Here is a 24,112-nt window from a genome sequence, read left to right on the forward strand (position 1 = left end):
GGCCTTTATGGTGGATGCTGCACGGATTAACTTGCCCAGTGGCAGGGCGGCTTTGGCTGTTTCGGTATATCCTGCAGAGTCAAGCGGTAAATTTGCCTGGGGAAGATCAACCCAATATGTTAAAGCATCTGTGGAGTACTACTCGGCAAAGTTGATGGAATATCCCTATCCTGTAGCCATAAATGTGGCCAGTAATGTGGGTGGTATGGAATACCCGGGACTTGTATTTTGCGGGAGTAAAGCCCGTACTTCAGCCTTATGGGGGGTGATAGATCATGAATTCGGACATACCTGGTTCCCCATGATAGTGGGTTCTAACGAACGTTTGTACCCCTGGATGGATGAAGGACTGAATACATTTATAAATGAATTTTCGGCCACTTCGTTTAATGAAGGAGAATACGACAAAGTGGCCCAGAATAAGCGAAGATGGGTTTCTTTAATAACAGACCCTTCTTTTGAACCGATTGTGAATAGTGCCGATAATATAAAGGAAAAGAATATTACCTATCTTTCTTACTATAAACCTGCTGTGGCGCTGTTCATGCTGCGGGATTATGTACTGGGTGCGGAGCGTTTTGACCGTGCCTTTAAATTGTACATTGACCGCTGGGCATTTAAACATCCAAGTCCTGATGATTTCTATCGTACCATGGAAAACGCTAGTGGTGAGAACCTGAATTGGTTTTGGCGCGGCTGGTTTTTGAATAACTGGGAGCTGGATCAAGGTATTACAGGTGTAAATTATGTTAAAAATGATCCTTTGAATGGGGTCTTGATTACGGTGGTGAACCTGAATAAAATGGTGATGCCGGTTGTTATAGAGATCACTACAAAAAGTGGTAACATTTCCCGGGTTCAGCTTCCTGTAGAAATATGGCAAAGGGATGCGAGCTGGACCTTTCAGTATCCTTCCACAGAAGAGATAGCGACAGTAAAAGTTGATCCTGATGAAGCCTATCCGGATATCAATACCGACAATAACACCTGGCAGGTTAAGAACTAAAAGGAGTAGGAACCAAGTTGGGGAGTGATCCGCATGTAGACCCTGTCATGTTCGTTGGTGCTGGCTTCTTGCTCCGTCTCGAGTCGAAGGAGTAAGCCAGCACCAACGAACAACGAACGGACAGTGCTCCTTTTTATCTTCCAGTGGATACCTTATTTTATCGAATCGGGTATCAATAATGTATAGCTGATTTCATTGCGTTTCCGTTGTTTGGGGCTATAAACTAAGCCCTATTTTCGCTTTACGGGGCATATTTAACGGCATATGTGTGGTTTCGAGCGATAGTACAAGTACTTACCAAAATATAATAGCATAATATAATAGTTCAACCGCTTGATAATCATAAATTTCTTATTACCTTTGCATTCCTTTTTAGGACAATACAATTAAGTAAATTTAATTAAAAACAAAAAAACGTAAATGCCTACTATTCAACAATTAGTTAGGAAAGGTAGAGTAGCTCTGGTGGATAAGAGTAAATCCCCAGCGTTGGACAGCTGTCCACAGCGAAGAGGCGTGTGTACCCGTGTATACACTACTACCCCTAAAAAACCAAACTCAGCAATGCGTAAAGTTGCGCGTGTTCGTTTAACAAATGGAAAAGAAGTTAACGCTTATATTCCAGGAGAAGGACACAATTTGCAGGAACACTCTATCGTATTGATCAGAGGTGGACGTGTTAAAGATTTACCAGGTGTACGTTATCACATCATCCGTGGAGCATTAGATACTTCAGGAGTAGCTGGAAGAAATCAACGTCGTTCAAAATATGGTACAAAACGTCCTAAACCAGGACAGGCAGCTGCAGCCCCTGCAAAAGGAAAGCCTAAAAAGAAATAAGTAAGGAGGATATATAAATGAGAAAGTCAAAACCAAAAAAGAGAATTATCCTTCCTGATCCGAAGTTCAATGACGTAATGGTAACCCGTTTCGTGAATAACATGATGTACGACGGAAAGAAATCAATTGCTTATTCAATCTTTTACGATGCTGTTGAGCTAGTTGAAAAACGCACTAGCGAAAGTGGCCTTGAAGCATGGAAGAAAGCATTAAACAATGTAATGCCAGCTGTAGAGGTTAAATCCCGCCGTGTAGGTGGAGCAAATTTCCAGGTTCCTACTGAAGTTCGTGCAGAGCGCAAAATTGCTTTGGGAATGAAGTGGTTAATCCTGTACTCTCGTCGTCGTGGAGAAAAAACAATGATGGAGAAATTAGCAGGTGAAATCATGTCTGCTTCTAAAGGAGAAGGTGCTGCTGTAAAGAAGAAAGAAGATACGCACAAAATGGCTGAGGCTAACAAGGCGTTCTCTCACTTCCGTTTCTAATTAATAAGATTACATAGATTTAAAATAGATTACACGGTCTGCAATTAGCTTTGCAGACCGATGTAATCCTTTTTTAATTAGAGAATCATAAAAACATAATGGCAAGAGATTTAAAATATACAAGAAATATAGGTATTGCTGCCCATATTGATGCGGGTAAAACCACAACAACTGAGCGTATCCTCTATTACGCAGGAGTTAGCCACAAGATAGGTGAAGTACATGAAGGTGCTGCAGTTATGGACTGGATGGCTCAGGAGCAGGAACGTGGTATCACGATTACTTCTGCTGCTACAACTGTGGAATGGAAATACAGAAATCATTCCTATCACATCAATATTATTGATACACCGGGTCACGTGGATTTTACCGTTGAGGTAAATCGTTCATTGCGTGTACTTGATGGATTAGTATTTCTTTTTTCAGCAGTTGATGGTGTTGAACCTCAATCTGAAACCAACTGGCGTCTTGCTAATAACTATAATGTTGCCCGTATAGGCTTCGTTAATAAAATGGACCGTTCAGGAGCTGACTTCTTAAATGTAGTTAAGCAGGTTAAAGAAATGTTGGGTAGCAACGCAGTGCCATTGCAATTGCCAATTGGTGCTGAAGAGCATTTTCAGGGCGTAATTGACCTGATTAACTTCCGTGGTATCGTTTGGAATGAGCATGATTTAGGTATGACCTTTACTGAAGTGCCTATTCCTGCGGATATGATTGAAGAAGCGACTGAGTGGAGAGAGAAATTGCTTGAATCTGTTGCTGAATATGATGATACCTTGATGGAGAAATTCTTTGATGCTCCTGAAACAATCACTGAACGTGAAGTACTTGATGCTTTACGTAAAGCTGTTTTAGATGCAAAGATTGTTCCTATGGTATGTGGTTCATCTTTCAAGAATAAGGGTGTTCAAACCATGCTTGATTATGTGATGGAATTACTTCCTTCACCGATGGACGTTGAAGGTATTGTGGGTACTAACCCTGATACTGGTGCAGAAATCGTTCGCAAGCCATCTATTACTGAGCCTTTCGCTGCGTTAGCATTTAAAATTGCAACGGATCCTTTCGTAGGTCGCCTTTGTTTCATCCGTGTTTATTCAGGTAACCTGGATGCAGGTTCTTATGTGTATAACATGAGATCAGGAAATAAAGAACGTATTTCACGTATCTTCCAAATGCATGCAAATAAGCAAAATCCTATTCCTAATGTTGGAGCTGGAGATATTGCTGCTGTAGTTGGGTTTAAGGATATCAAAACAGGTGATACACTTTGTGATGAAAAGTTCCCGATTGTTCTTGAGTCTATGAATTTCCCTGAGCCGGTTATTGGTTTAGCGATTGAACCTAAAACTCAGGCTGATATGGATAAGTTAGGTTTATCTTTAGCTAAGTTAGCGGAAGAAGATCCTACATTCCATGTGAAGACAGATGAAGAAACAGGACAAACCGTTATTTCAGGTATGGGTGAGCTTCACTTAGATATCCTGATGGACCGTTTGAAACGTGAATTCAAGGTTGAAGTGAACCAGGGTGCACCGCAAGTAGCTTACAAGGAAGCGATTACTGGTACAGCTCAACACCGTGAAACATATAAGAAACAAACAGGTGGTCGTGGTAAGTTTGCCGATATTCAGGTTATTATCTCTCCAATTGATAAGGACTTTGAAAAGGGCGGTCTTCAGTTTGTGAATGAAATTTCTGGTGGTTCTATTCCACGTGAATTTATTCCTTCTGTAGAAAAAGGTTTTGCTGCTGCCATGGCTAATGGTGTGTTGGCAGGATTCCCTCTACCGAACATGAAGGTTCGTTTAATTGATGGATCTTTTCACGCAGTCGATTCAGATGCTTTGTCTTTTGAAATCTGTGCGCGTTCTGCATTCCGTGAAGCATTGCCAAAATGTAGACCAGTTCTGATGGAGCCAATAATGAAGGTAGAAATACTTACTCCGGAAGAAAACATGGGTGACGTTATTGGTGATATGAACCGTCGTCGTGGTCAATTGTTAGGTATGGATTCTCGTGCTGGTGCTCAGGTAATTAAAGCTACAGTGCCTCTTTCTGAAATGTTTGGTTATGTAACTCAGTTACGTACGATTACTTCAGGACGTGCAACCTCTACTATGGAGTTTGATCATTATGCTGAAGCTCCTCGTGGTGTACAAGAAGAGGTTATTGCTAAGGTAAAGGGTGCCAAGAATAGTTAATATAAAAATAAATCGCCTTGCTTAACTAATAGCTCTTAAGTAAGGTTTAACAAAAAATAACAATGAGCCAAAGAATTAGAATTAAATTAAAATCTTACGATTACAACTTGGTTGATAAATCAGCTGAGAAGATCGTTAAAACTGTAAAGCCTACTGGTGCAGTAGTGAGTGGTCCTATTCCTCTTCCAACAGAAAAGAGAATTTTTACAGTATTGCGTTCTCCACACGTAAACAAGAAGGCTCGTGAGCAGTTTGAATTATGTGCTTACAAAAGACTTCTTGACATTTACAGTTCTAACTCTAAGACAGTAGATGCTTTGATGAAACTTGAATTGCCAAGTGGTGTTGAAGTTGAAATCAAAGTGTAAGTACTTATTGCTTATATGATATAAAAAAGACCATGCTTGATTCAAGTATGGTCTTTTTTTGTAGGTCGCGTTTTGTTAATCCCGGTGTCCTAAATCGTCCAGTTTATTTCGTTCGTCCTGCAATTCGCGGGCTAATTTCTTTTCTCTTTCATTTGCTTTAACCTTGTAGGTTTGAAATTCGGTAGAAAGCTCTTCAAACAATTTAACACGGTATCGTGCTTCTTTGCGTGCGCTTGTGGATTGGAAGACGCTAACGAAAAGAGCGATTCCAAGTAACAGAACTGCACCCCACATAATCAAATTATAGGTTGACTTATCCACAGGCATGCCTAAAAAGCTTACCTGGTCTAACTTTAATGTAGATGCTGCTAATGCTTCTTCATTCGTTGTCAGTGTTTTCTTAAGCGTACCTACCGATGTGGTTAGCGTATTTAATTTAGCTTCTGCTTGTCTTAGCTTTCTTTGCTCGCGTTTTAATGAGTCGGTAGCACTCCGCCATAGATTAGTTAACCGTGTTGGGTTAACGAGTTTATATCCATCAAGAGTTCTGGTCTTGCTGAGCATCTCATTATATTGACTAGTTAAGCTTAGATTGGCTACTTTTGTGGTGTCCTGGGCTTTTATATCACTAAGAGATCCACATACTAGTATGCTCGAAAGTGATAGACCTATTAAAAAGGAATTTTTCATAGTGTTGGAATTTCTATTTAAAGATGAATTGTTTAAGAAAATCAATTCTACAAAGGCAATAATAAGTTAAAGTTATTACTTGCAAAAATAAGATCTAAAATCTATGCATATATTTACAGTATGAACATTGGTATCATAGGGTTAGGAGACATGGGTTCTGTCTGTGCCAAAAAATGGGCCTCTAGAGGTTTTGCTGTATTTGGCAGTGATCTTCCTGAAAGGTATGATCTTCTAATTGAGCAGTTTGAAGGTACTTCAGTCACTATTTTAGAGTCGTCAAAAGCAGTAGCAAGGAAGGCCGACTTCCTGTTATATTCCGTTGAGGCAACAAATATAGGTCCTGTCGTGGCTCAAACTGCCGATTCAGTTAAATATGGGTGTATCATTGCAGGACAAACCTCTGTGAAAACGCCTGAGATTGCTGCCTTTGAAAAATATTTGCCTTCGGATGTTCATATTGTGACCTGCCATTCTCTACATGGTCCTGCTTTTACAACAGAGGGCCAAAAATTAATTGTGGTGAGACATCGTGCTACTGATGCTATTTATCAGCAGGCGATGCAAATATTTGAAGCACTTGAATCTGAAATAATTGAAATTGCAGACTACAAAATGCATGATCAGATTATGGCCGACACGCAGGCTGTAACTCATATGGGATTTGAGAGTATGGGTACCGCATGGAAAAATGCAGGCTTTTATCCCTGGGATCATGGTGCCTATTCAAATGGAATAGACAATGTAAAAATCCTGACAACCTTACGGATTTTTAGTTACAAGGCGCATGTGTACGCTGGACTTGCTATTTTAAACCCTTATGCGCGAAAACAGGTAAGGCAATACGCGAAATCTGAATCAGAACTATTTAAAATGATGATTTGCGAGAGAGAGGATAGCTTTCGGCAGCGGATTAAGGCAGCGAGTGAATTTGTGTTTCATGGGATACGGGATTTTATAACCCTTGATCCGGAGATCATGAAGGATTTCAAGATGGCTGAAGAGGCCGGTAATTATATGCCAAATTCGCATTTGAGTTTGCTGGCCATGGTAGATGCCTGGTATCAGATGGGGGTTAATCCGTATGAAAATTTAATTTGTCAAACGCCTCCGTTTCGTTTAAGATTAGGGATTGCTGAGTATTTGTTTAAAAATGAAGTGCTTTTGGAGGAAACTATTCAGACGGCATTGTATGATAAAAGTATCCGTGCTGATGATTTAGAGTTTCATTCGGCTGTAAGGGAGTGGGCCTCGATTATTGAATATGGCGATATGAATGGTTACCTTTCGCATTTTGAACAGGTGAAGGGGTTCTTTGCGGATAGGTTGCAAGAAGGGGCCAGGCAAAGTGCAAGGCTAATTGAAAAGCTGACTCAGTAATTTTTTGTTTTATTGTGGGGATTAGGATGGCTCTTATCTGTATTTTTTGTTATGTGGTTATAATTGGATTTGAGAGGCTAATTTTTTTTATTTAGATCAACTGAAGCGACAGAATACAATTTGTTGCATAGTGTCTGATTTACGAATAGAAATGGATAGCGAGAGCTTGTTTTTTATTTAAAATCATTGCAGACACTTCTTTTTCAATATCAACCTTTAATTCGATCCCCTTTTCTAAGATTCATAGAAGCGTAAGCATACAATTGGATAACGATTTGCTGTTTTTATAAAGATCAACTGTACTGAAAGATATTCAGATAAATATCGGGAACCTTTTTTTTATGAAAAGTGACTGTATCGAAAGATTTACAATGCAGTAAAGCTTGTCTGTTTTACGTTGAAAGAAATTGGTGATTCTTTGTAAGGATACTTGAACTTGTCTAAATTGAAGCAAAACTTCCTATGGCCAGGCGGGTGTTAGGTTTAATGTGAAGCCCTTGCCCTCTGAATAGCAAGGGTTAATAACTTATTTAATTATAGCTGTGGTATAAAAAAAGAAAAACAATGTTAAAAGTATCTAGTTCAGTATTTTATAAAATCTTTGACTATGAGAATTTTGCAAATATCATTGGTAGCCTATTTTACCGTAATCTTAATGGCCTGCAACTCGAATAAGAGTCAAAGTCAGCCGCAGGATACTACAGGAAACGCAACTTTACCGGCACCAGGAGAGTCAAAAACCAGTTATAGCAAGGTGATTGGTTGGCCGGAAGGTAAAACACCTATTGCACCTGCTGGATTTAATGTTACTAAATACGCAGGGAGCTTAACTAACCCAAGATGGATCTATATTGCTCCAAATGGTGATGTTTTTGTAGCGCAGGCAACCACTGAATCGAAAAAGATTGTTGATGTAATTAGTGGAAAATCTAAATCACAAAATTTAGGGGACAGTCCTAATTCCATAGTCTTGTTCAGGGATACGAATAAGGATGGAAAGCCTGATGTTTCAAAGGTGTTTTTATCTGGATTGAACCGTCCTTTTGGTATGTTGATAATTGGAAACTCTTTTTATGTAGCTAATACAGATGGGGTGTGGATGTATCCTTATAAAGAAGGTCAGGAAGAGATGACTTCTGCAGGCAAGAAGATTCTTGATTTGCCAGCCGGAGGGTACAATAATCACTGGACCCGCAATTTAATAGCAAGCTCAAATAATTCTAAAATTTACGTTTCGGTAGGATCCGGGAGTAATGTAGCTGAGCATGGCATGCAGAATGAAGTCAGACGAGCAAATATTTTAGAGATAAACCCTGATGGAAGTGGTGAACGTGTTTACGCATCCGGATTAAGGAATCCGGTAGGTATGGCCTGGAATCCGACTAGTAAGGTATTATGGACCGCAGTAAATGAACGCGATGAGTTAGGAGATGACCTCGTACCCGATTATATTACTGGCGTAAAGGATGGTGGTTTTTATGGCTGGCCTTTTTCTTATTTCGGACAGCATGAGGATCCAAGACGTGCGGGAGAGAATCCTGAGCTTGTGAAAAAGGCAATTGTACCCGACGTTGCCCTTGGAGCACACACTGCTTCCTTAGGACTTGCTTTTTATAATCAAACATCATTTCCTGAAAAGTATAGAAATGGAGCTTTTATTGGCCAGCATGGATCATGGAACCGCTCTACGCTTGCCGGGTACAAGGTAGCGTTTGTTCCATTTAAAGATGGTAAACCTGCGGGAAAATTAGAAGATTTCCTAACTGGATTTATTGTTGAGAAGGGTGGAAATGATGTATATGGTCGTCCGGTTGCCGTTGCTGTTACTCCAGATGGTGCATTATTAGTGGCCGATGATGCAGGTAATACGATCTGGCGGGTAGCCGCAAAATAAAGCTACATGCGCATTTATTTAATTATTCTATGCTATTTAATCACTTTATCTGCAATTGCTCAAGACCGTGATAGTATTGAGCGATTGGATGAAGTGCACGTAAAGGCTTATTTTAATAGACAACCTATACTGAGGCTACCATCCACTGTTGGCTTTTTAAGCAGGAGGATGCTCGATGAACAACAACCGCAATCACTTGTTTCTGCTGTAAATTCAATTCCAGGTGTACGAATGGAGGAGCGATCGCCGGGAAGTTATCGTTTGTCTATTCGTGGTAGTTTACTTCGATCTCCTTTTGGAATCCGTAATGTTAAAATGTATGTGGATGATTTTATCCTGACTGATGCAGGTGGTAATACTTATCTGAATGCATTGGATGCTGGGGGAGTGTCTCAAATAACCATTTTAAAGGGACCTGAGGCAAGTGTTTATGGCGCAAATACGGGAGGCGTTGTTTTAATTAACACATCAGATGAAGATTCTTCCTCTATAAGGGGGAGTCTTGTTGGTGGTGCTTATGGTTTGTTTCAACAGAATTTATCTCTTCAAAAAAAATGGAATAAAGTAAATTTGACTGTTAATCAGGCCTATCAGAAGTCTGATGGGTATAGAAATAACAGTGCACTGGATAGAAAGTATGTGCAGGCCTTACCGCAATGGAACTATTCTGATCATGCTTCAGTTAAAGCAATAATGCTGTATTCTGTTATGAGCTACCATACGCCGGGGGGATTAACAGAATTGCAATTCCTCGCTAATCCACGGGCAGCAAGACCTGCATCGGGTAGCAGTCCCGGTGCTGAAGATCAAAAGGCTGGTATTTATAATAAAACACTTCTTGCAGGATTGCAGCATGAAATAAACATCGGTAGTAAATTCAAACACGTTATTTCGTATACAGGTTCCTTCACTGACTTTAAAAATCCCTTTATTACGAATTATGAAACAAGGAAAGAGCAGACGGCAGGATTAAGGACTTACCTTCAATATTCGGGTATGCCTTTGCTTTCAATTCCTGTAGAATGGGAAATAGGATATGAAGGGCAGCGAACTACATCAGATATTAGTAATTTTACTAATTTGGGGGGAGTTAAAGGAGCCCTGCAATCTGCGGATCAAATAACGAATAATCAGCAATTTGTATTTTCTCATGTTAGTTTCGATATAAATAAAAGGCTAATACTGGAAGCGGCAGCTAGCATTAACTTTTATAATTATGACTATGGCGCTTCAAGTTTGAGTATATCTGAGCTAAGTACGGTTAAATTTGATACGCAGTTTATGCCACGCCTGGCTATGTCCTATAAGCTTTCGGAAAAGGTAGCGCTAAGGGCATCAACGAGTAGAGGTTATTCTGCACCCACTATTGCGGAGGTTAGAGCATCAAATACTGTTATTAATACGAATCTTCAACCTGAATCGGGATGGAATTATGAAACAGGTTTACGCATGTCTCTTTGGAATAACCGCTTGTATTGGGATGGGGTACTATTTAAGTTCGATCTTACTGATGCTATAGTGAGGCGCCTTAATGAAACAGACGAGGAATATTTTATCAATGCAGGGAGAACCAAACAGAGGGGAATAGAGTCGCAGCTTATGTATTGGATCGTTCCTGAAAAAAAGACAGGCTTATTACGTAGCCTCCAATTTAGAAACAGCTATACCTTCAGCTCATTTTCGTTCAGTAATTATCAGGATGAAGATGCTGATTATTCAGGCAATCGTTTAACAGGCGTTCCTCGGCATGTCCTGGTATCCTCTCTAAGTATGCGATTCCCTAAAAATTACAGCTTGTTTGTACAGCATAATTTTACTTCTTCTATTCCTTTGAACGATGCGGGTACAACTTATGCCAAAAAGTACCATCTCTTACAAGCTAAAGCATCTTACCAATTTAAGGTATCAGCCCAAACAAACCTATCGTTCTTTGTAGGTGCTGATAATATTTTAAACCAACTATATAGCCTGGGAAATGATTTGAATGCTTTTGGTAGCAGATATTTCAATGCTGCGGCAAAAAGGAACTTCTTGGCCGGACTGACTGTGGCTTTGTAAGGGGAAATTATAAGTTCACCCTCGTTTCTTAACCTACAATCCTTTTCTATCTTTGCAGGATTATGATGTTGAAGCAAATAGAAGATTATATAGATAGGTACCCGGGTAGGATATTTTTGTTGTTTATCCTTCTGGCTCTTCCTGCCTTTTTAATAAACCTGGGTCTTTTGCCTCTATTTGCTGATGAGCCAACACGATCAAATGTGGCTCTGGAAATGATTCTGAGTAAAAATTATGCTGTTCCAACTATTGCTGGCGACTATTATTATAATAAACCTCCTGTATATAATTGGATCCTAGCCTCCTTATATCTTCTTTTTGGGAGTTATTCAGAGTTTATTACCAGGCTTCCAGCAGTGATTCCTATGCTCTTATTTGCCGTAACAATTTATATTTCTGTAAGTTATTTTATTAAGGATAAAAGAATAGCTATGCTGAGCGGTCTGTTTTTCCTTGTAAACGGAAGGATGTTATTGTATGATTCAATGCTTGGACATATTGATATCTTTTATTCCTGGCTCACCTTCATCTCGTTTATGAGCATTCTCTATTTCTATCAAAAGAAGTTGTGGTTCATGCTCTTTTTTGTTTCCTATCTCATTACGTCCATCACTTTTTTGAGCAAAGGCTTGCCATCTATTGTATTCCAGGGTTTTACGTTAATTGCATTTTTAACTTATACCAGGAACTTTAAAAAGTTATTTAGCTGGCAACATATTGTTTCAGGTTTACTATGCCTTCTTATTATAGGGGCTTATTTTTATAACTATTCACGCTTCAATGCTAATCTGGAAGGATACTTTAGTACCATTTGGGATCAAAGCAGTCAGCGCACCGCTATTCGTACCGGATTTTGGTACAGCATTAAACATATCATTTCCTTTCCATTTGAACATATTGTTCATCTTTTACCTGCTAGTTTATTGCTCGTATTTTGTCTGAATAAGAATTTTATTCAAGGGATAAGAAAGAATGAATTTCTCCTTTTTTGTAGTGTAACTTTTCTAGCCAATATTTGGGTATACTGGTTGTCGCCTGAAACACGTCCCCGCTATCTGTTAATGTTATATCCATTTCTTTTTATCATATGGAGCCATGCATATTATACCTATAAAGACAAATATCCAAAGCTCAACCGTGTTTTTGAAAAGACTCTCCTGATTATAGCAGTGCTGGTTACACTTGCTGTTTGCGCTCCTTTATTTATTGGGATGAACGCTTATGTCTCTGCTCTTCCGATTAAAGTATTCACCGTGTTTATAGGATGTGCTCTCTTTACATATTTAATCTTTAATTTCGAAAGGCATCAGTTGTTAGCCTTTGTAGGACTGCTTATTATGGTACGTCTCGCCTTTAGTTTTTTTGTATTACCGCATCGTTTTCAAAACAATGAAGGTCAGTATTATAAGACAGCATCAGTAGAAATGGCTAAAATTAGCAAAGGGAGTACCTTTTACTTTTATCATTTTGATCCGCCTGTATATAGCATTCCATTTTATCACCGTCTTGTATTTTATATTGAGCGGGAACGGATGAATATTATTCAAACCACTGAAGCTGATACTAAGCCCGGGTATTATCTTACCTTTGACAGGGATTTAAATAATCCTCAAGCGGTTTTAGTTAAAACCTATGAAAATAATCTCAAACTATTTAAAGTGAAATGAAAGATCTTTCCGTAGTAATTACAGTCCTCAACGAAAGAGAAAATATATTACCCCTTCTGGAAGCGATCAGGAATGCACTAGGTCCACTGAGTTATGAAGTGGTATTTGTTGATGATGGATCATCTGATGGAACTCAAAAAGAGATCCGTAAGTATGCCGATGACCATATTATACTTGTTGAACTTCGACGGAATTATGGTCAAAGTACGGCAATGACGGCAGGTATTGAACATTCCACAGGACGTTATATTGCTCTCCTGGATGGTGATTTGCAAAATGACCCAACTGATATCCCTATGATGCTTGAAAAGCTGATTGACGAAGATTGGGATGTTGTAGCTGGAAATAGAAAGGATCGTCAGGATGGCGCATTCCTTAGGAAATTCCCATCTATGATTGCTAACGCCATTATTCGCCGTATGACAGGTGTCTATATTAAAGACTACGGATGTACGTTAAAGGTATTTAAAAGAGAAATTGCTGAGGATTTGGGTATTTATGGGGAGCTTCACCGTTTTATACCTGTGTTGGCTAAACTTCAGGGTGCTAGTATTACTCAGGTCGATGTGAAACATCATGCGAGGATGTATGGTAAATCTAAATATGGGCTGAGCCGAACATTCAAAGTGATGGCAGACTTAATTACCATGGTGTTCTTTGGGAAATACATACAAAAGCCCATGCATCTTTTTGGTACATTGGGTTTTGTGTCGTTTGGACTAGGTTTATTGATCAATTTTTATTTGCTCATCTTAAAGCTTCTTGGTCATGACATTGGTGGAAAACCTTTATTGATTTTAGGACTTATATTGCTGCTGGGAGGAATACAGCTTATTACTATTGGTATTATAGCAGAAATCAGTATCCGTAATTACTTTGAAGGAACGAACAGAAAAACATATCAGGTCAGACGAATATTTAATGGACAAGAAGAAACTCTGGAGTAGCGCTAAGGTTGCGCTTAAAATTATTGTCACTTGTCTTCTGATCTATTATGTATTTCAGAAAATTGATTTTAATAAAGTAAAATCGCTGTTCTTAACAAGTAATCTGTGGTTCATTTTGTTAGCCTTTTTTACTTATTTATTATCTCAGGTTGTATCTTCCTGGCGATTACTGGGTTTTTTAAAAGCAATAGGACTAGACTTTTCTTTTGGATTTAACTTTAGGTTATATCTGTTAGGGATGTTTTACAATGTCTTTTTACCTGGAGGAATAGGTGGGGATGGATATAAAGTGTATTTACTGCGTAAGAAATATAAATTACCTACCAAAAGATTGTTATTAGCACTTTTCTTTGACCGGTTAAGTGGTCTTTGGGCCGTTGGTTTTATCTCGGTTTCGCTAATTATCTTTATTCCTCAGATTCAAATCCCCAAAACGTGGCCTATAGCAGCCCTGCTGATAGGAACCCTGATCTATTACCTGGTGATGAAAAGATTTTTTACTGACTATTCCCGACACTTTTTCCGAAGCCATATAAAGGCAGGTACCGTACAGTCGCTGCAAATATTAAGTGTGATTTTTATATTGCTGTCTCAGAACTTTACAGGAAAATACTCTCCTTATCTATTTAGTTTTTTGATGTCGTCTATTGCCGCGCTGGTTAATATAGGTGTAGCGGGTTTAGGAGTCAGGGACTTATTTATGGCTCACGCATCTTCGGTATTCGATATCAATCAGAATCTGGCTGTATTTATAACCTTTACATTCTGGATGATTAACGTCCTGGCCTCTTTACCGGGGTTATGGTTTGTATACCGGTCTAAAGAGTTTGAACCTCTGCCAACAGAAGAAGAGGCTGAACTAGTGAAGAAAGAAGATGAATAATTAAAGTATTGCAACGATCAAGAATTTTTAAGGTCAGTTTACAGATTTATCCTCTTGAAACTGGCATTAAAATAAAGCTTCAGCAATCCAGGAGTGATTAATTAAGGTTAAGACAATCTGTTTCAACGGAATAAAAATTGGAAGGTGAAGCACAAAGTCAAACAGAAAAATAATCAATTTAAAGGTTATCTGGCTTTTAACCGGATAGCTAAATAAAAATTTAAAGTCCAAATGCTGACTAAGAATCCAAAAGGGACTCATAGTCATAAATAGTAATCTGGAAAAAGCGTTAATTGTTTTTTAGGTGAAAATTAATCTGTGCCTATAGAAAAAAGACGAATATTACCAGCTTTTCATATAATAGTTCATTGTATGATGGATAAAAATTAAAAGAGGGTAATCATGATTTATGAGCTACCCTCTTTTAGATGTTCTATTTAAATGATCAAGGTAATCCTTAATTGATTCTTAATGTCTCATGAGCTTTTACAGCATAGTACATCTTAAACCAATCATAGAAAGATAGAAGTCCTTCCTCAAGCGAGGTAGAGGGGTCATAGCCTAAATATTCCTGAGCTTTAGATATGTCTGCAAAGGTTTTAGATACATCTCCAGGTTGCTCTAAATAGCGATCTATAATAGCGGTTTTACCACATATCGCTTCAATTGCAGTAATTAATTTTCTAAGGGTAATAACATTATGATTTCCGATATTTACGATTTCAAAATTTGATCTCTCATAATCTAAAGCTGCCACAATTCCTTTTACAGCATCACCCACAAAAGTATAATCACGACTGGTTGTGCCATCTCCATAAACAGGAATCGCATTTTCTTCAGAAATCGCTTTAAAAAATTTATGAATAGCAAGGTCTGGACGTTGTCCGGGACCGTATACAGTAAAGAAACGTAGGGCTAAAAAACGAATACCATATAGGTGACTATAAACATGTCCCAGCATTTCTCCCGCTATCTTAGAAGAAGCGTATGGACTAATTGGACATAAAGTATCTTCTTCAATCCATGGAGAATGTTCGTTAATGCCATACACACTGCTGGAGGAAGCGAAAATAAAACGCTTGATGTCGTTTGCATGCGCATATTCAAGTAATACCTGCGTTCCGTTGGTATTAACATCCAAGTACAGTGATGGATTCTGTATGCTTGGTCTTACACCTGCCTTTGCTGCAAGGTGGATTATTATATCGACCTCTTTCGCAAGATTTAAATCTTCAGCATTTCTAATGTCTCCCTGAATAAAGGAAAAGTCAGGATTAGGTAGAAAAGGCTTTATATTCCATTCTTTTTGTTCAATAGAATAAAAGTCATCAAAATTATCGATACAGGTTATTTTGTATTTTTTGCTTTGCAATAATGAAGCAATAAGGTTGCTCCCAATAAAACCAGCACCACCAGTTACAAGAATATGTTCCATGATTTATCTAAGCTGCAAATCTACATTTTTCAGTTATTCATTGCAATTCAAACTTAACTCTAAATAGGTGTTTTTTATAGTTAAAGAATCTTTTTCTTAATTTAGTATTCTTTTAGAACAACCCAATAATGAAAATCTTAATTACAGGAGTAAGCAGTGGAGTGGGATTTGAAGCTGTGCTTGAATTGATTCAAAGGAATGACCATGAGGTTATAGCATTAGCCCGGTCGGAAGATAAATTGAAGAAACTGTACGATATTGCAATGGGATTAAACCCTGACTGTAAGCTTTATCCTGCTACCTTTGATATTGTACATGACGATTACGGTTCTTTGCAGACTTATGTGAAGGACAAAATGGGGTCTATTGATGTCCTGATAAATAATGCAGGACAGTTGATTAATAAGCCATTTGCGGAGATTACCCACATAGATTTTGCCGCTATGCTTCAGGCAAATCTCTTAGGGCATGTTAAAATGATCCAAAATATGCTTCCCTTGATGAATGATAATGCACATGTTGTCAATATAGGTAGCATGGGAGGTTATATGGGGAGTGTTAAGTTTCCTGGGCTTGCTGCCTATTCAGCAAGCAAGGCTGCTCTACATGCCCTCACAGAGTGTCTGGCAGTAGAATATACCGAACGCAATATCCATTTTAACTGTCTTGCCTTAGGGTCTGCACAGACAGAAATGCTGGAAGAAGCATTTCCGAATTATAAATCTCCTGTTATGGCATTTGAAATGGGCAAATACATTGCTGATTTTGCACTTACAGGTCATAAATTTTTCAATGGTAAAGTGATTCCTGTTGCTGTTACTACTCCATAATCCATAAAAAATTGCTTATGAAAATTTACGCATGGTCATTTATTATTTTAATGACATTCATCTATTCCTGTACTAGCGATAAGAAAGCGCCAGTTGCTGAAACACATGATTCTATTGCCACTAAGCCAGCAGATAAACCTGTACTTGATTCCTTGCCATGGAATACAATATACAATGAACAGACGCATGAATTAGTGTTAAAGCATCATGTCGGCGATATGACGGGAGTAGGGCAGGAAGATATCATCAAGGCATTAAATAAAAAATACCCGGACATTCAAATGGAGTTTGTCAGCGCAAAAGGAGATACCGTTATCACGCGAATAAAGGATGCTTTTCAACTTACACAAAATATTGGGACAGCAGGTGCAGAGACCTATATGGCCGAAGCAACCTATTCTTTAACGGAGATTCCTACAATAAAAGAAGTGACTTTTGAATTTGAAGTAGGTGACCATGCCATGCCGGGAACCTATAATAGAGCGGACTTCAAGAACTTCAAATAGTAAAAAAGAAGTTACAATCATTTTCTTCATAGAAAGCATGCAACCATTTGTATTTCCTCTCGTCTTACATAGAAACACACGAGATTATGAAATATTTACTAACCCTAATTATGCCTCTTATGCTGATGATGTCGGCATGCGAACAAACCGAATATGTGGTGCCAAACCGCACAGTTGTTGTAGATATACGTGCTAGTGACTGGGTAACCTACGATAGGGGTTATACTTGGGAGACTCCGGTAGACCTTCCCGAATACGATGATTACAATAATGATGAAGGTGCAATCCTCGTTTATAGAAGTTTAGATAACAGAAACTATGAGCAGATTCCCCAAGTATATAATGGGTTTGCTTATAGTTACGTTGCAACAGCTGGAAGTATTAAAATAGAGGCACAAAGTGCTGGGGCTTCAATAATAATTGATAGACCTGCCGCTATGACCGTCAAAATCGTTCTTATCGATTCCAACTATTAAGTCAGAACACCATTAAGCAAAAAAAGCGGCGAAAGAATAAACTTTCGCCGCTTTTTTATGTAATGAAAATTTACATTTCCATCTGATCAATGACTGCATGGCTAATTCCTGTAAAGGAGAATCCTCCATCATGGAATAAGTTTTGCATCGTAACCATTTTAGTAAGGTCCGAAAATAAAGTAACTGTATAGTCTGCACACTGGTCAGCCGAAGCATTTCCAAGCGGAGATTGTTTCTCAGCAAACTTAATAAATCCTTCAAATCCTTTCACTCCTGAACCGGCAGTTGTACGGGTAGGGGATTGAGAAATAGTATTTACCCGCACATGCTTCTTAACTGCATATTGGTAACCGAAGTTACGCGTAATACTTTCCAGCATTGATTTAGCATCAGCCATATCATTGTAGTCCGGAAATACACGTTGAGCTGCAATGTAAGACAAAGCCACTACAGAACCCCATTCATTAATTGCATCCATCTTCATCGCGGTCTGCAATACACGATGTAAGCTCATTGCAGAGATATCCAAACTCTTATGCATTAAATCGTAATTGGTATCTGTATAGGGATTCCCTTTACGAAGATTCATACTCATCCCAACAGAATGCAGAATAAAATCTACACCACCGCCAAAGTGTTCAAGGGTCTTACTGAACAAATTTTCCAAATCGTCCATGCTGGTAACATCAGCCGGAATAACAGGAGCATTGCAAAGTTCAGCAAGTCTATTAATTTCACCTAACCGCATCGCGATAGGAGCGTTAGTAAGCACAATTTCGGCGCCTTCTTCAACACAGCGGAGAGCAGTTTTCCAGGCGATTGATTTCTCATCAAGTGCTCCGAATATAATACCCTTTTTGCCTTTTAGTAAATTATAAGCCATTATTAACCAATTTGGGGTCTAAAGTAAGGAATCTAATTAGTTAAAATGAAATCTATTGATATCATTTTATTTCTCAGGTTGTTAAATCTTATTTCACATCTAATAATTCTTTAGCATGCTGTAGTGCAAATGTACCCGGAGGCTCTCCACTCAGCATCTTTGCTATCTCGGTAATGCGCTCTTCTTTTGTCAATAAAGCAATGTTCGTATGCGTAATGTCCTGCCTCTCATCTTTATACACATAATAATGAGCATCACCCTTACTTGCAATCTGTGGAAGATGAGTAATTGCAATCACCTGCATTCCTTCTGATAGACGCTCCATAATAGAGCCAACTTTCAAGGCTATCTCGCCAGAAATACCGGTATCAATTTCATCAAAAATAATGGTAGGCAGTGCAATATGGTGCGACATGAGCGATTTTATACTTAGCATGAGGCGTGAAAGTTCACCACCCGACGCCACTTTATTCATTGGAGCAAGATCCTGACCCTTATTTGCAGAGAATAAAAACTGGATCTTATTCCTTCCGCTAGTACTTAATGACAGCTCATCCAGGAGTTGATTGTCTATTTTTAAGTGCGCATTAGGCATTCCGATTTCTGTTAGCATCTCCTGCAAGCGCAGCTCTATAGTGGGTATAATTTCATTGCGACTGGCCGATAAAGTATCCGACAGAACGATTAGTTCAGCTTTAAGTAGCTCGCTCTCCTTTTTTAGACGCTCGATTTCTTCATCTGCATGCGAAACCGAATTGAGCTTATCTGAAAAACTATCTCTCACAGCAATAAGCTCCTCAACTGAGCTCACGTGATGTTTCTTTTGTAGGTTGTAAATAATACTCAGGCGTTCACTTAATATATCAGTCCTGGGCACATCAATTAAGGTGCCCTGCTCAATCAGTTCAACTTCAGCAGCAATATCCCTTACCTCTATCAGTGCACTATCCAAACGTTCAGTCAGAATTTCCATTTCCGGAAGAAACTTCTGTGTATGCTGTAACTCCAGCAATGCCTCCTTTAATAATACAACAGCGGCATGCTCTTCATCCGAAAGGGCCAGACCTACATTGATCAGGCTCTTTTTGATTTCCTCAGCATGACTTAGCGCATCCAGTTCCTGCTCCAATAATTCCTGTTCATCTGTTGCACTTAAGGATGCTTCTTCCAGCTCATTAAATTGAAAAAGATAGTAATCCGCATCCGTCTTAGCCTGTGCGGAACTCTCCTGAAGCGTTTTTAAAGAATGAGTCACCGCCTTGAACTTTCGGTAATTATCCTGATAGCTCTTTAAAAGCAGTTCATTAGAGGCAATAGAATCCACTACCAGCAACTGAAATTTCTCATTATTGATCTCCATCGTAGCATGCTGCGAATGAATGTCAATCAACAACTCGCCCAGTTCACGTAGTACCGTTAAGTTAACCGGTGTGTCATTTACAAAAGCGCGGGACTTACCATCTGAAGAAATCTCCCTTCTCAGCACCGTTTCCTTTTCATAGTCCAGATCCTTGTCGTCAAAGAAACTGCCTAGCTGGTAATCTGATATGTTGAAATGCCCCTCAATTACACACTTCTTCTGTTGATTGAAAAAGTATTTCCCTTCTATACGTTGTCCCAGTATCAGCGATAGTGCGCCAAGAATGATAGATTTTCCAGCCCCTGTTTCTCCTGTAACAATATTCAGTTTTCCTGAAAATGCAATATCAAGATTTTCAATAAGAGCATAATTGCGGATTATTAAACGACTTAACATAATGGTGTTTGAACTAAAGCTTACAACTAATTCTTTAAAAGTGCATCAAATATACAACAGCACTATTGATTACTCTTTAACAAATCATACTTCCGAATGTTGGAGGGATCAACAGAACTTAAAATAGAAAGTGCACGTTTTTTTTCCTGTGGATTAGCACCATTTAAAAGTTGAACCAGCTCATCCGCTTTTGCAGTAAAAAGAACTTGATTCAGCATAGCTCCCTGACGTTGCTTGTCAATTTTAAGCAAATCTGGAAGAAGAGAAAGAATGACTTTCCTTCCTTTCTCCGGGTTTTCTGACATGATATCAAGACCATTTCTATGATATTCATACATGAAATTTCGTATAGGCTGATAAGCAGCGTTTGTTAAATTTTCAATCAGCCAATACCGATTGCGTAACCCCTCAAACGCCTTCCATCCTATATATGCTGCATTTTGTGAATAATTTACAATAGTTTGCGCCTTTGTATAATAAGGACTTCCACCATACATCGAAAATGTATCGTGATCCAAACCTACTATAATATAAGAATAATAAGCCAGTAGCGCTGATAGGTTACTAATGTATTGCTGATCAGAAAAATCTAAAGCTTGCCCTTCAATATAACTGAAGTTAAAATCTTTATCACTAAAATTTAATAGCGTGGATTGATAGGTTGCCTCATAAACAGGTCTGCTGGATTGAACCTGTAACTCCGCTCTAAAATTCGAGGAGCCATCCCATTCTGTAATATTAATCAAGAAGCTACAATCTATTCTTTCCTGTGGCTTTAATTGATCCTGCGACCATTCTTTACCATTCAGAAAATCACGTATAGCTGCTTCAAGAACTTTAAGTGCACGTTTATTGGTATTTTGAACCTGAGGAGACAATACCTGAACCCTGGCATTTAAGTCTTGTGCCTGCGCATGTAATCCAATATGGAAACACAAGAGCATAAGTAGGGCTAGCTTTTTCATTAGCTCAACTCAATTATTTTCTGACAAACATCTTTAGCAACCTCTTCTTTTGATTTTAAAGGGAATTCCTGTTTGTTTAAATGCTTATCAATTATAGTGATCTTATTGGTATCGCCCTGAAATCCTGCACCTGTATCACGAAGCGAATTAAGTACAATGAAGTCAAGGTTCTTCTTTTTAAGCTTCAGTAGAGCATGTTCTTCTTCATTGAAGGTCTCCAATGCAAACCCAACAAGAATCTGATCATCCCTTTTAATCTTGCCAAGCGAAGACAGGATATCAGTGGTTTTCATCAGGTCTATAGAAAAATGAGAGTCATCTTTTTTAATTTTTTCTGCCGAAACTTCTAAAGGCTTATAATCAGCAACAGCAGCATTCATAACCATAATGTCGGTTTCCGAAAACAATTTTTGTGTAGCCTGATGCATATCCTCAGCAGAAACAACATCAATACGTTTAATTTGACTGTTGGATAAAATTTGAGATGATGGTCCGCAGATCAGCGTGACAGCAGCTCCCTTTCGGGCAAGCTCTTCCGCTATAGCGATACCCATTTTCCCTGACGAATGATTACCCAGAAAACGTACCGGATCAATCGCTTCGTAAGTAGGGCCAGCAGTAACGATAGCCTTTTTATTTTTTAGGGGTAAATCAGCGCTGTAAGTGTCTCGTAGAAAAGCAATAATGTCTTCCGGTTCTGCCATCCTTCCTTCACCAACAAGCCCACTTGCTAGTTCGCCATAAGCAGGTTTAATCTGGATGTTTCCATACGATTTCATCTTTTCCACATTATACTTAACAGCAGGATGTAGCCACATATCCAGATCCATTGCCGGAGCAAAAAACACCTTACAGGTTGCAGATAAATAAATAGCCGAAAGTAAATTGTCACAAATACCGTTGGCAAATTTAGCCAGTGTATTTGCAGTAGCAGGAGCTACTAAGATCAGGTCAGCCCATAAGGCCAGTTCAACATGATTGTTCCATTCCCCTGTATCCGATTTAAAATAAGTACTGTAAACCGGATTCTTAGATAGCGTCGCAAGCGTAAGCGGGGTGATAAAATGCCTCGCATCTGTAGTCATAATTACCTTGACGTCTGCACCAGCTTTAACCAGTAAACGAGTTAAAGTAGCAGATTTGTAACTGGCTATACTGCCACAGACGCCTAGTAATATTTTTTTTCCTTGAAGCATATCGCATTAAGTAAATAGTTCAGATCATTAAAATCTAAACTTACTAATTCTTAATCGATTATACCTGTTGCTCTTTAGCAGGGTTACGGAAATACACCTTGTCGTTTAAAAATTCATCAATTGCGATAAGCGTAGGCTTAGGCATGCGCTCATAATGTTTGGAGATCTCAATTTGTTCACGATTTTCAAATATCTCTTCCAGGTTGTCATTAGATGACGCAAATTCAGATAACTTACCTGACAACTCTTCCTTTATGTTATTTGAAATTTGATTTGCTCGCTTTGCAATTACAACTAAAGATTCGTAAACATTTCCTGTAGTTGTATCTAACTGGCGTAAATCTCTTGTGATAGTGCTTGGTGCAACTGTGCTTTTTACTGTATTACTCATCTTTACCTTATTTATTTTGCGTAGTGACTTTTTCTTCTTCTTTATTAACCTCTTCTTTTACCACTGGCTGAGAAGCTGCCATTAGTTTCTGAACCTGAACAAGCCCTTGTTCAGCATGTTTTTTTACATCCTGAGCATCTTTCAGAAACTTACTCTTTGGATAATCTTCCACAAACCGATCGGCCATAGTGATTGCCAAAGTATAACGTTCTTCCTGACGAATCTCTAAGCTGTTTTGTGCATATAGATACTGAGCCTCGATAGCCAGAGACTCCATTTCTTCTGCATACTTAGTATCCGGAAAATCGCGCAATGCATTATCAAAAGCTATTACAGCTGATTTATAATCCCCTATATCCAGATATAAACGAGCATTAGCCATCGCTTTACGCTCTAGTTTATCACGCAAATCTGCAATAAGTCCACTTGCTTCTACCACACGGTCACTCTTTGGATAAAGATTGATGAATAGTTGAAGAGACTCAATGGCATGAAGCGTGTTTTGTTGATCCAGACTAAAACTAGGAGAATCCAGGTAATAGCAATAGGCCGACATAAACCTGCATTCCTCAGAACGGGCGCTATTTGGATAAGTATCGGCAAAAAGTTTAAACTGATAACGTGCAGTCGTATAATCTCTTAAACGATAATTGGTATAGGCAAAATAGTAAGCAAGATCTTCTGCTTCACCACGACCTTTGTATTTCTGGTTTAAACCATCGAACAAAAGCAGGGCCTTACTATAGTCCTTCTTATTGTAAAGCCTTATCGCTTCCTGATACTTTTTGCCCGTATCGTTGCTCGCAACTAACTTTTCAAACTTGCTTTTACAACCAGCAACAACGGCTAAAATCAACAATAAGCTCCACGTTAATAAACGCCTGTTTTTAAACATCCTGCAAAGATACATTAAATCAAAATAATAGACAATTCAATTAATTAAAATCGAAGGTATGTTTATTTATTTTCAGTCAGAGCATTTTAACAATACTTAACAAAAAAGAAACGTTTTCCCTAACCAAGTAATGCTGATTGAAAATGTAAAGAACAGTACACAAATGGAAAATTAATTTCTCTAATACAGCTAGATTTAAGTGATTTTTTCTTCTTTAAGGTGTCTATATTTAGTGCTTGTCTGTATAAACCGATAATTAATACTGTATTTACAAGTGTAAATTTTAAAAATCTATTATTTAATTCAGGTTAATGTGTAATACTGCTATATTTCTTTGCTTTATTAAAGTGTATAGGT

22 protein-coding genes are annotated in these 24,112 nt (G+C 38.5%); 14 read left to right on the forward strand and 8 right to left on the reverse strand.

Annotated elements, in window-relative coordinates; all coding sequences use genetic code 11:
• The 5 genes from ADIARSV_RS21985 to rpsJ all read left to right on the forward strand — a co-directional run.
• Positions 1-1,006, forward strand: a 1,006-nt coding sequence (locus tag ADIARSV_RS21985) for a M1 family aminopeptidase (RefSeq protein ID WP_040300618.1), incomplete at its 5' end; no start/stop codon positions are given.
• Positions 1,007-1,426: 420 nt separating this feature from the next.
• The gene (gene rpsL, locus ADIARSV_RS18210; protein WP_040300619.1) at positions 1,427-1,846 is read left to right on the forward strand and encodes a 30S ribosomal protein S12; all 420 of its coding nucleotides are present in this window, start codon (positions 1,427-1,429) and stop codon (positions 1,844-1,846) included.
• Positions 1,847-1,863: 17 nt separating this feature from the next.
• Positions 1,864-2,331 carry a 30S ribosomal protein S7 gene (rpsG, locus tag ADIARSV_RS18215; protein WP_040300620.1) on the forward strand — a complete coding sequence of 156 codons (468 nt, stop codon included), beginning with the start codon at positions 1,864-1,866 and terminating at the stop codon, positions 2,329-2,331.
• A 98-nt stretch (positions 2,332-2,429) separates the two neighbouring features.
• Positions 2,430-4,538, forward strand: a complete 2,109-nt coding sequence (fusA, locus tag ADIARSV_RS18220; RefSeq protein ID WP_016197131.1) for an elongation factor G — start codon at positions 2,430-2,432, stop codon at positions 4,536-4,538.
• Positions 4,539-4,600: 62 nt separating this feature from the next.
• Complete coding sequence (gene rpsJ / locus ADIARSV_RS18225) at positions 4,601-4,906, forward strand: 30S ribosomal protein S10 (RefSeq protein WP_016197132.1); 306 nt, start codon at positions 4,601-4,603, stop codon at positions 4,904-4,906.
• Positions 4,907-4,981: 75 nt separating this feature from the next.
• Here rpsJ and ADIARSV_RS18230 read toward each other — a convergent pair whose 3' ends face one another.
• Entirely contained in the window at positions 4,982-5,596 is a 615-nt protein-coding gene (locus tag ADIARSV_RS18230) for a hypothetical protein (RefSeq protein WP_016197133.1), read from the reverse strand.
• Between the two features lie 120 nt (positions 5,597-5,716).
• On the opposite strand from ADIARSV_RS18230, the gene ADIARSV_RS18235 reads away from it, so the two are divergent.
• From ADIARSV_RS18235 to ADIARSV_RS18260, 6 genes are all read left to right on the forward strand, one after another.
• Positions 5,717-6,973 (forward strand): prephenate dehydrogenase, encoded by a 1,257-nt coding sequence (locus tag ADIARSV_RS18235; RefSeq protein WP_016197134.1) that lies wholly within the window; start codon positions 5,717-5,719, stop codon positions 6,971-6,973.
• A 607-nt stretch (positions 6,974-7,580) separates the two neighbouring features.
• Positions 7,581-8,867 carry a PQQ-dependent sugar dehydrogenase gene (locus ADIARSV_RS18240; RefSeq protein WP_040300621.1) on the forward strand — a complete coding sequence of 429 codons (1,287 nt, stop codon included), beginning with the start codon at positions 7,581-7,583 and terminating at the stop codon, positions 8,865-8,867.
• Positions 8,868-8,873: 6 nt separating this feature from the next.
• The gene (locus ADIARSV_RS18245; protein ID WP_016197136.1) at positions 8,874-10,925 is read left to right on the forward strand and encodes a TonB-dependent receptor; all 2,052 of its coding nucleotides are present in this window, start codon (positions 8,874-8,876) and stop codon (positions 10,923-10,925) included.
• A 62-nt stretch (positions 10,926-10,987) separates the two neighbouring features.
• Positions 10,988-12,592 carry an ArnT family glycosyltransferase gene (locus ADIARSV_RS18250; RefSeq protein WP_016197137.1) on the forward strand — a complete coding sequence of 535 codons (1,605 nt, stop codon included), beginning with the start codon at positions 10,988-10,990 and terminating at the stop codon, positions 12,590-12,592.
• The gene (locus ADIARSV_RS18255) at positions 12,589-13,539 is read left to right on the forward strand and encodes a glycosyltransferase family 2 protein (protein WP_016197138.1); all 951 of its coding nucleotides are present in this window, start codon (positions 12,589-12,591) and stop codon (positions 13,537-13,539) included. The genes ADIARSV_RS18250 and ADIARSV_RS18255 overlap by 4 nt, the downstream gene beginning before the upstream one ends.
• On the forward strand, positions 13,514-14,422 hold the full coding sequence (locus tag ADIARSV_RS18260; RefSeq protein ID WP_016197139.1) for a lysylphosphatidylglycerol synthase transmembrane domain-containing protein: 909 nt from the start codon (positions 13,514-13,516) through the stop codon (positions 14,420-14,422). Before ADIARSV_RS18255 ends, ADIARSV_RS18260 begins: the two co-directional genes overlap by 26 nt.
• 457 nt (positions 14,423-14,879) lie before the next feature.
• Here the strand turns inward: ADIARSV_RS18260 and ADIARSV_RS18270 are convergent, their stop codons facing one another.
• Positions 14,880-15,857 carry a GDP-mannose 4,6-dehydratase gene (locus ADIARSV_RS18270; RefSeq protein WP_016197141.1) on the reverse strand — a complete coding sequence of 326 codons (978 nt, stop codon included), beginning with the start codon at positions 15,855-15,857 and terminating at the stop codon, positions 14,880-14,882.
• A 128-nt stretch (positions 15,858-15,985) separates the two neighbouring features.
• Between ADIARSV_RS18270 and ADIARSV_RS18275 the strand changes: the two genes are divergently transcribed.
• The 3 genes from ADIARSV_RS18275 (at position 15,986) to ADIARSV_RS18285 (ending at position 17,669) form a co-directional block, all read left to right on the forward strand.
• Positions 15,986-16,687: an SDR family NAD(P)-dependent oxidoreductase gene (locus tag ADIARSV_RS18275; protein ID WP_016197142.1), complete on the forward strand. Its 702-nt coding sequence runs from the start codon at positions 15,986-15,988 to the stop codon at positions 16,685-16,687.
• Between the two features lie 17 nt (positions 16,688-16,704).
• Positions 16,705-17,193: a hypothetical protein gene (locus tag ADIARSV_RS18280; protein WP_152439941.1), complete on the forward strand. Its 489-nt coding sequence runs from the start codon at positions 16,705-16,707 to the stop codon at positions 17,191-17,193.
• An 86-nt stretch (positions 17,194-17,279) separates the two neighbouring features.
• A complete protein-coding gene (locus ADIARSV_RS18285; RefSeq protein ID WP_152439942.1) occupies positions 17,280-17,669 on the forward strand; it encodes a hypothetical protein in 390 nt (129 codons plus the stop codon).
• Positions 17,670-17,739: 70 nt separating this feature from the next.
• Here ADIARSV_RS18285 and ADIARSV_RS18290 read toward each other — a convergent pair whose 3' ends face one another.
• The 6 genes from ADIARSV_RS18290 to ADIARSV_RS18315 form a co-directional block, all read right to left on the reverse strand.
• Complete coding sequence (locus ADIARSV_RS18290) at positions 17,740-18,552, reverse strand: enoyl-ACP reductase FabI (protein WP_016197145.1); 813 nt, start codon at positions 18,550-18,552, stop codon at positions 17,740-17,742.
• A gap of 88 nt (positions 18,553-18,640) precedes the next feature.
• Positions 18,641-20,308 carry a DNA repair protein RecN gene (gene recN, locus ADIARSV_RS18295; RefSeq protein WP_016197146.1) on the reverse strand — a complete coding sequence of 556 codons (1,668 nt, stop codon included), beginning with the start codon at positions 20,306-20,308 and terminating at the stop codon, positions 18,641-18,643.
• A gap of 62 nt (positions 20,309-20,370) precedes the next feature.
• Positions 20,371-21,273 (reverse strand): type IX secretion system protein PorD, encoded by a 903-nt coding sequence (gene porD, locus ADIARSV_RS18300; RefSeq protein ID WP_016197147.1) that lies wholly within the window; start codon positions 21,271-21,273, stop codon positions 20,371-20,373.
• Positions 21,273-22,469 (reverse strand): bifunctional phosphopantothenoylcysteine decarboxylase/phosphopantothenate--cysteine ligase CoaBC, encoded by a 1,197-nt coding sequence (gene coaBC, locus ADIARSV_RS18305; protein ID WP_016197148.1) that lies wholly within the window; start codon positions 22,467-22,469, stop codon positions 21,273-21,275. The genes porD and coaBC overlap by 1 nt, the downstream gene beginning before the upstream one ends.
• A gap of 58 nt (positions 22,470-22,527) precedes the next feature.
• A complete protein-coding gene (locus ADIARSV_RS18310) occupies positions 22,528-22,860 on the reverse strand; it encodes a DNA-directed RNA polymerase subunit omega (protein ID WP_016197149.1) in 333 nt (110 codons plus the stop codon).
• A gap of 7 nt (positions 22,861-22,867) precedes the next feature.
• Positions 22,868-23,755 (reverse strand): outer membrane protein assembly factor BamD, encoded by an 888-nt coding sequence (locus ADIARSV_RS18315; RefSeq protein ID WP_016197150.1) that lies wholly within the window; start codon positions 23,753-23,755, stop codon positions 22,868-22,870.
• Positions 23,756-24,112: the final 357 nt, after the last annotated feature.

This window comes from Arcticibacter svalbardensis MN12-7, assembly GCF_000403135.1.
In the GTDB taxonomy this organism is placed as follows: Bacteria; Bacteroidota; Bacteroidia; order Sphingobacteriales; family Sphingobacteriaceae; genus Arcticibacter; species Arcticibacter svalbardensis.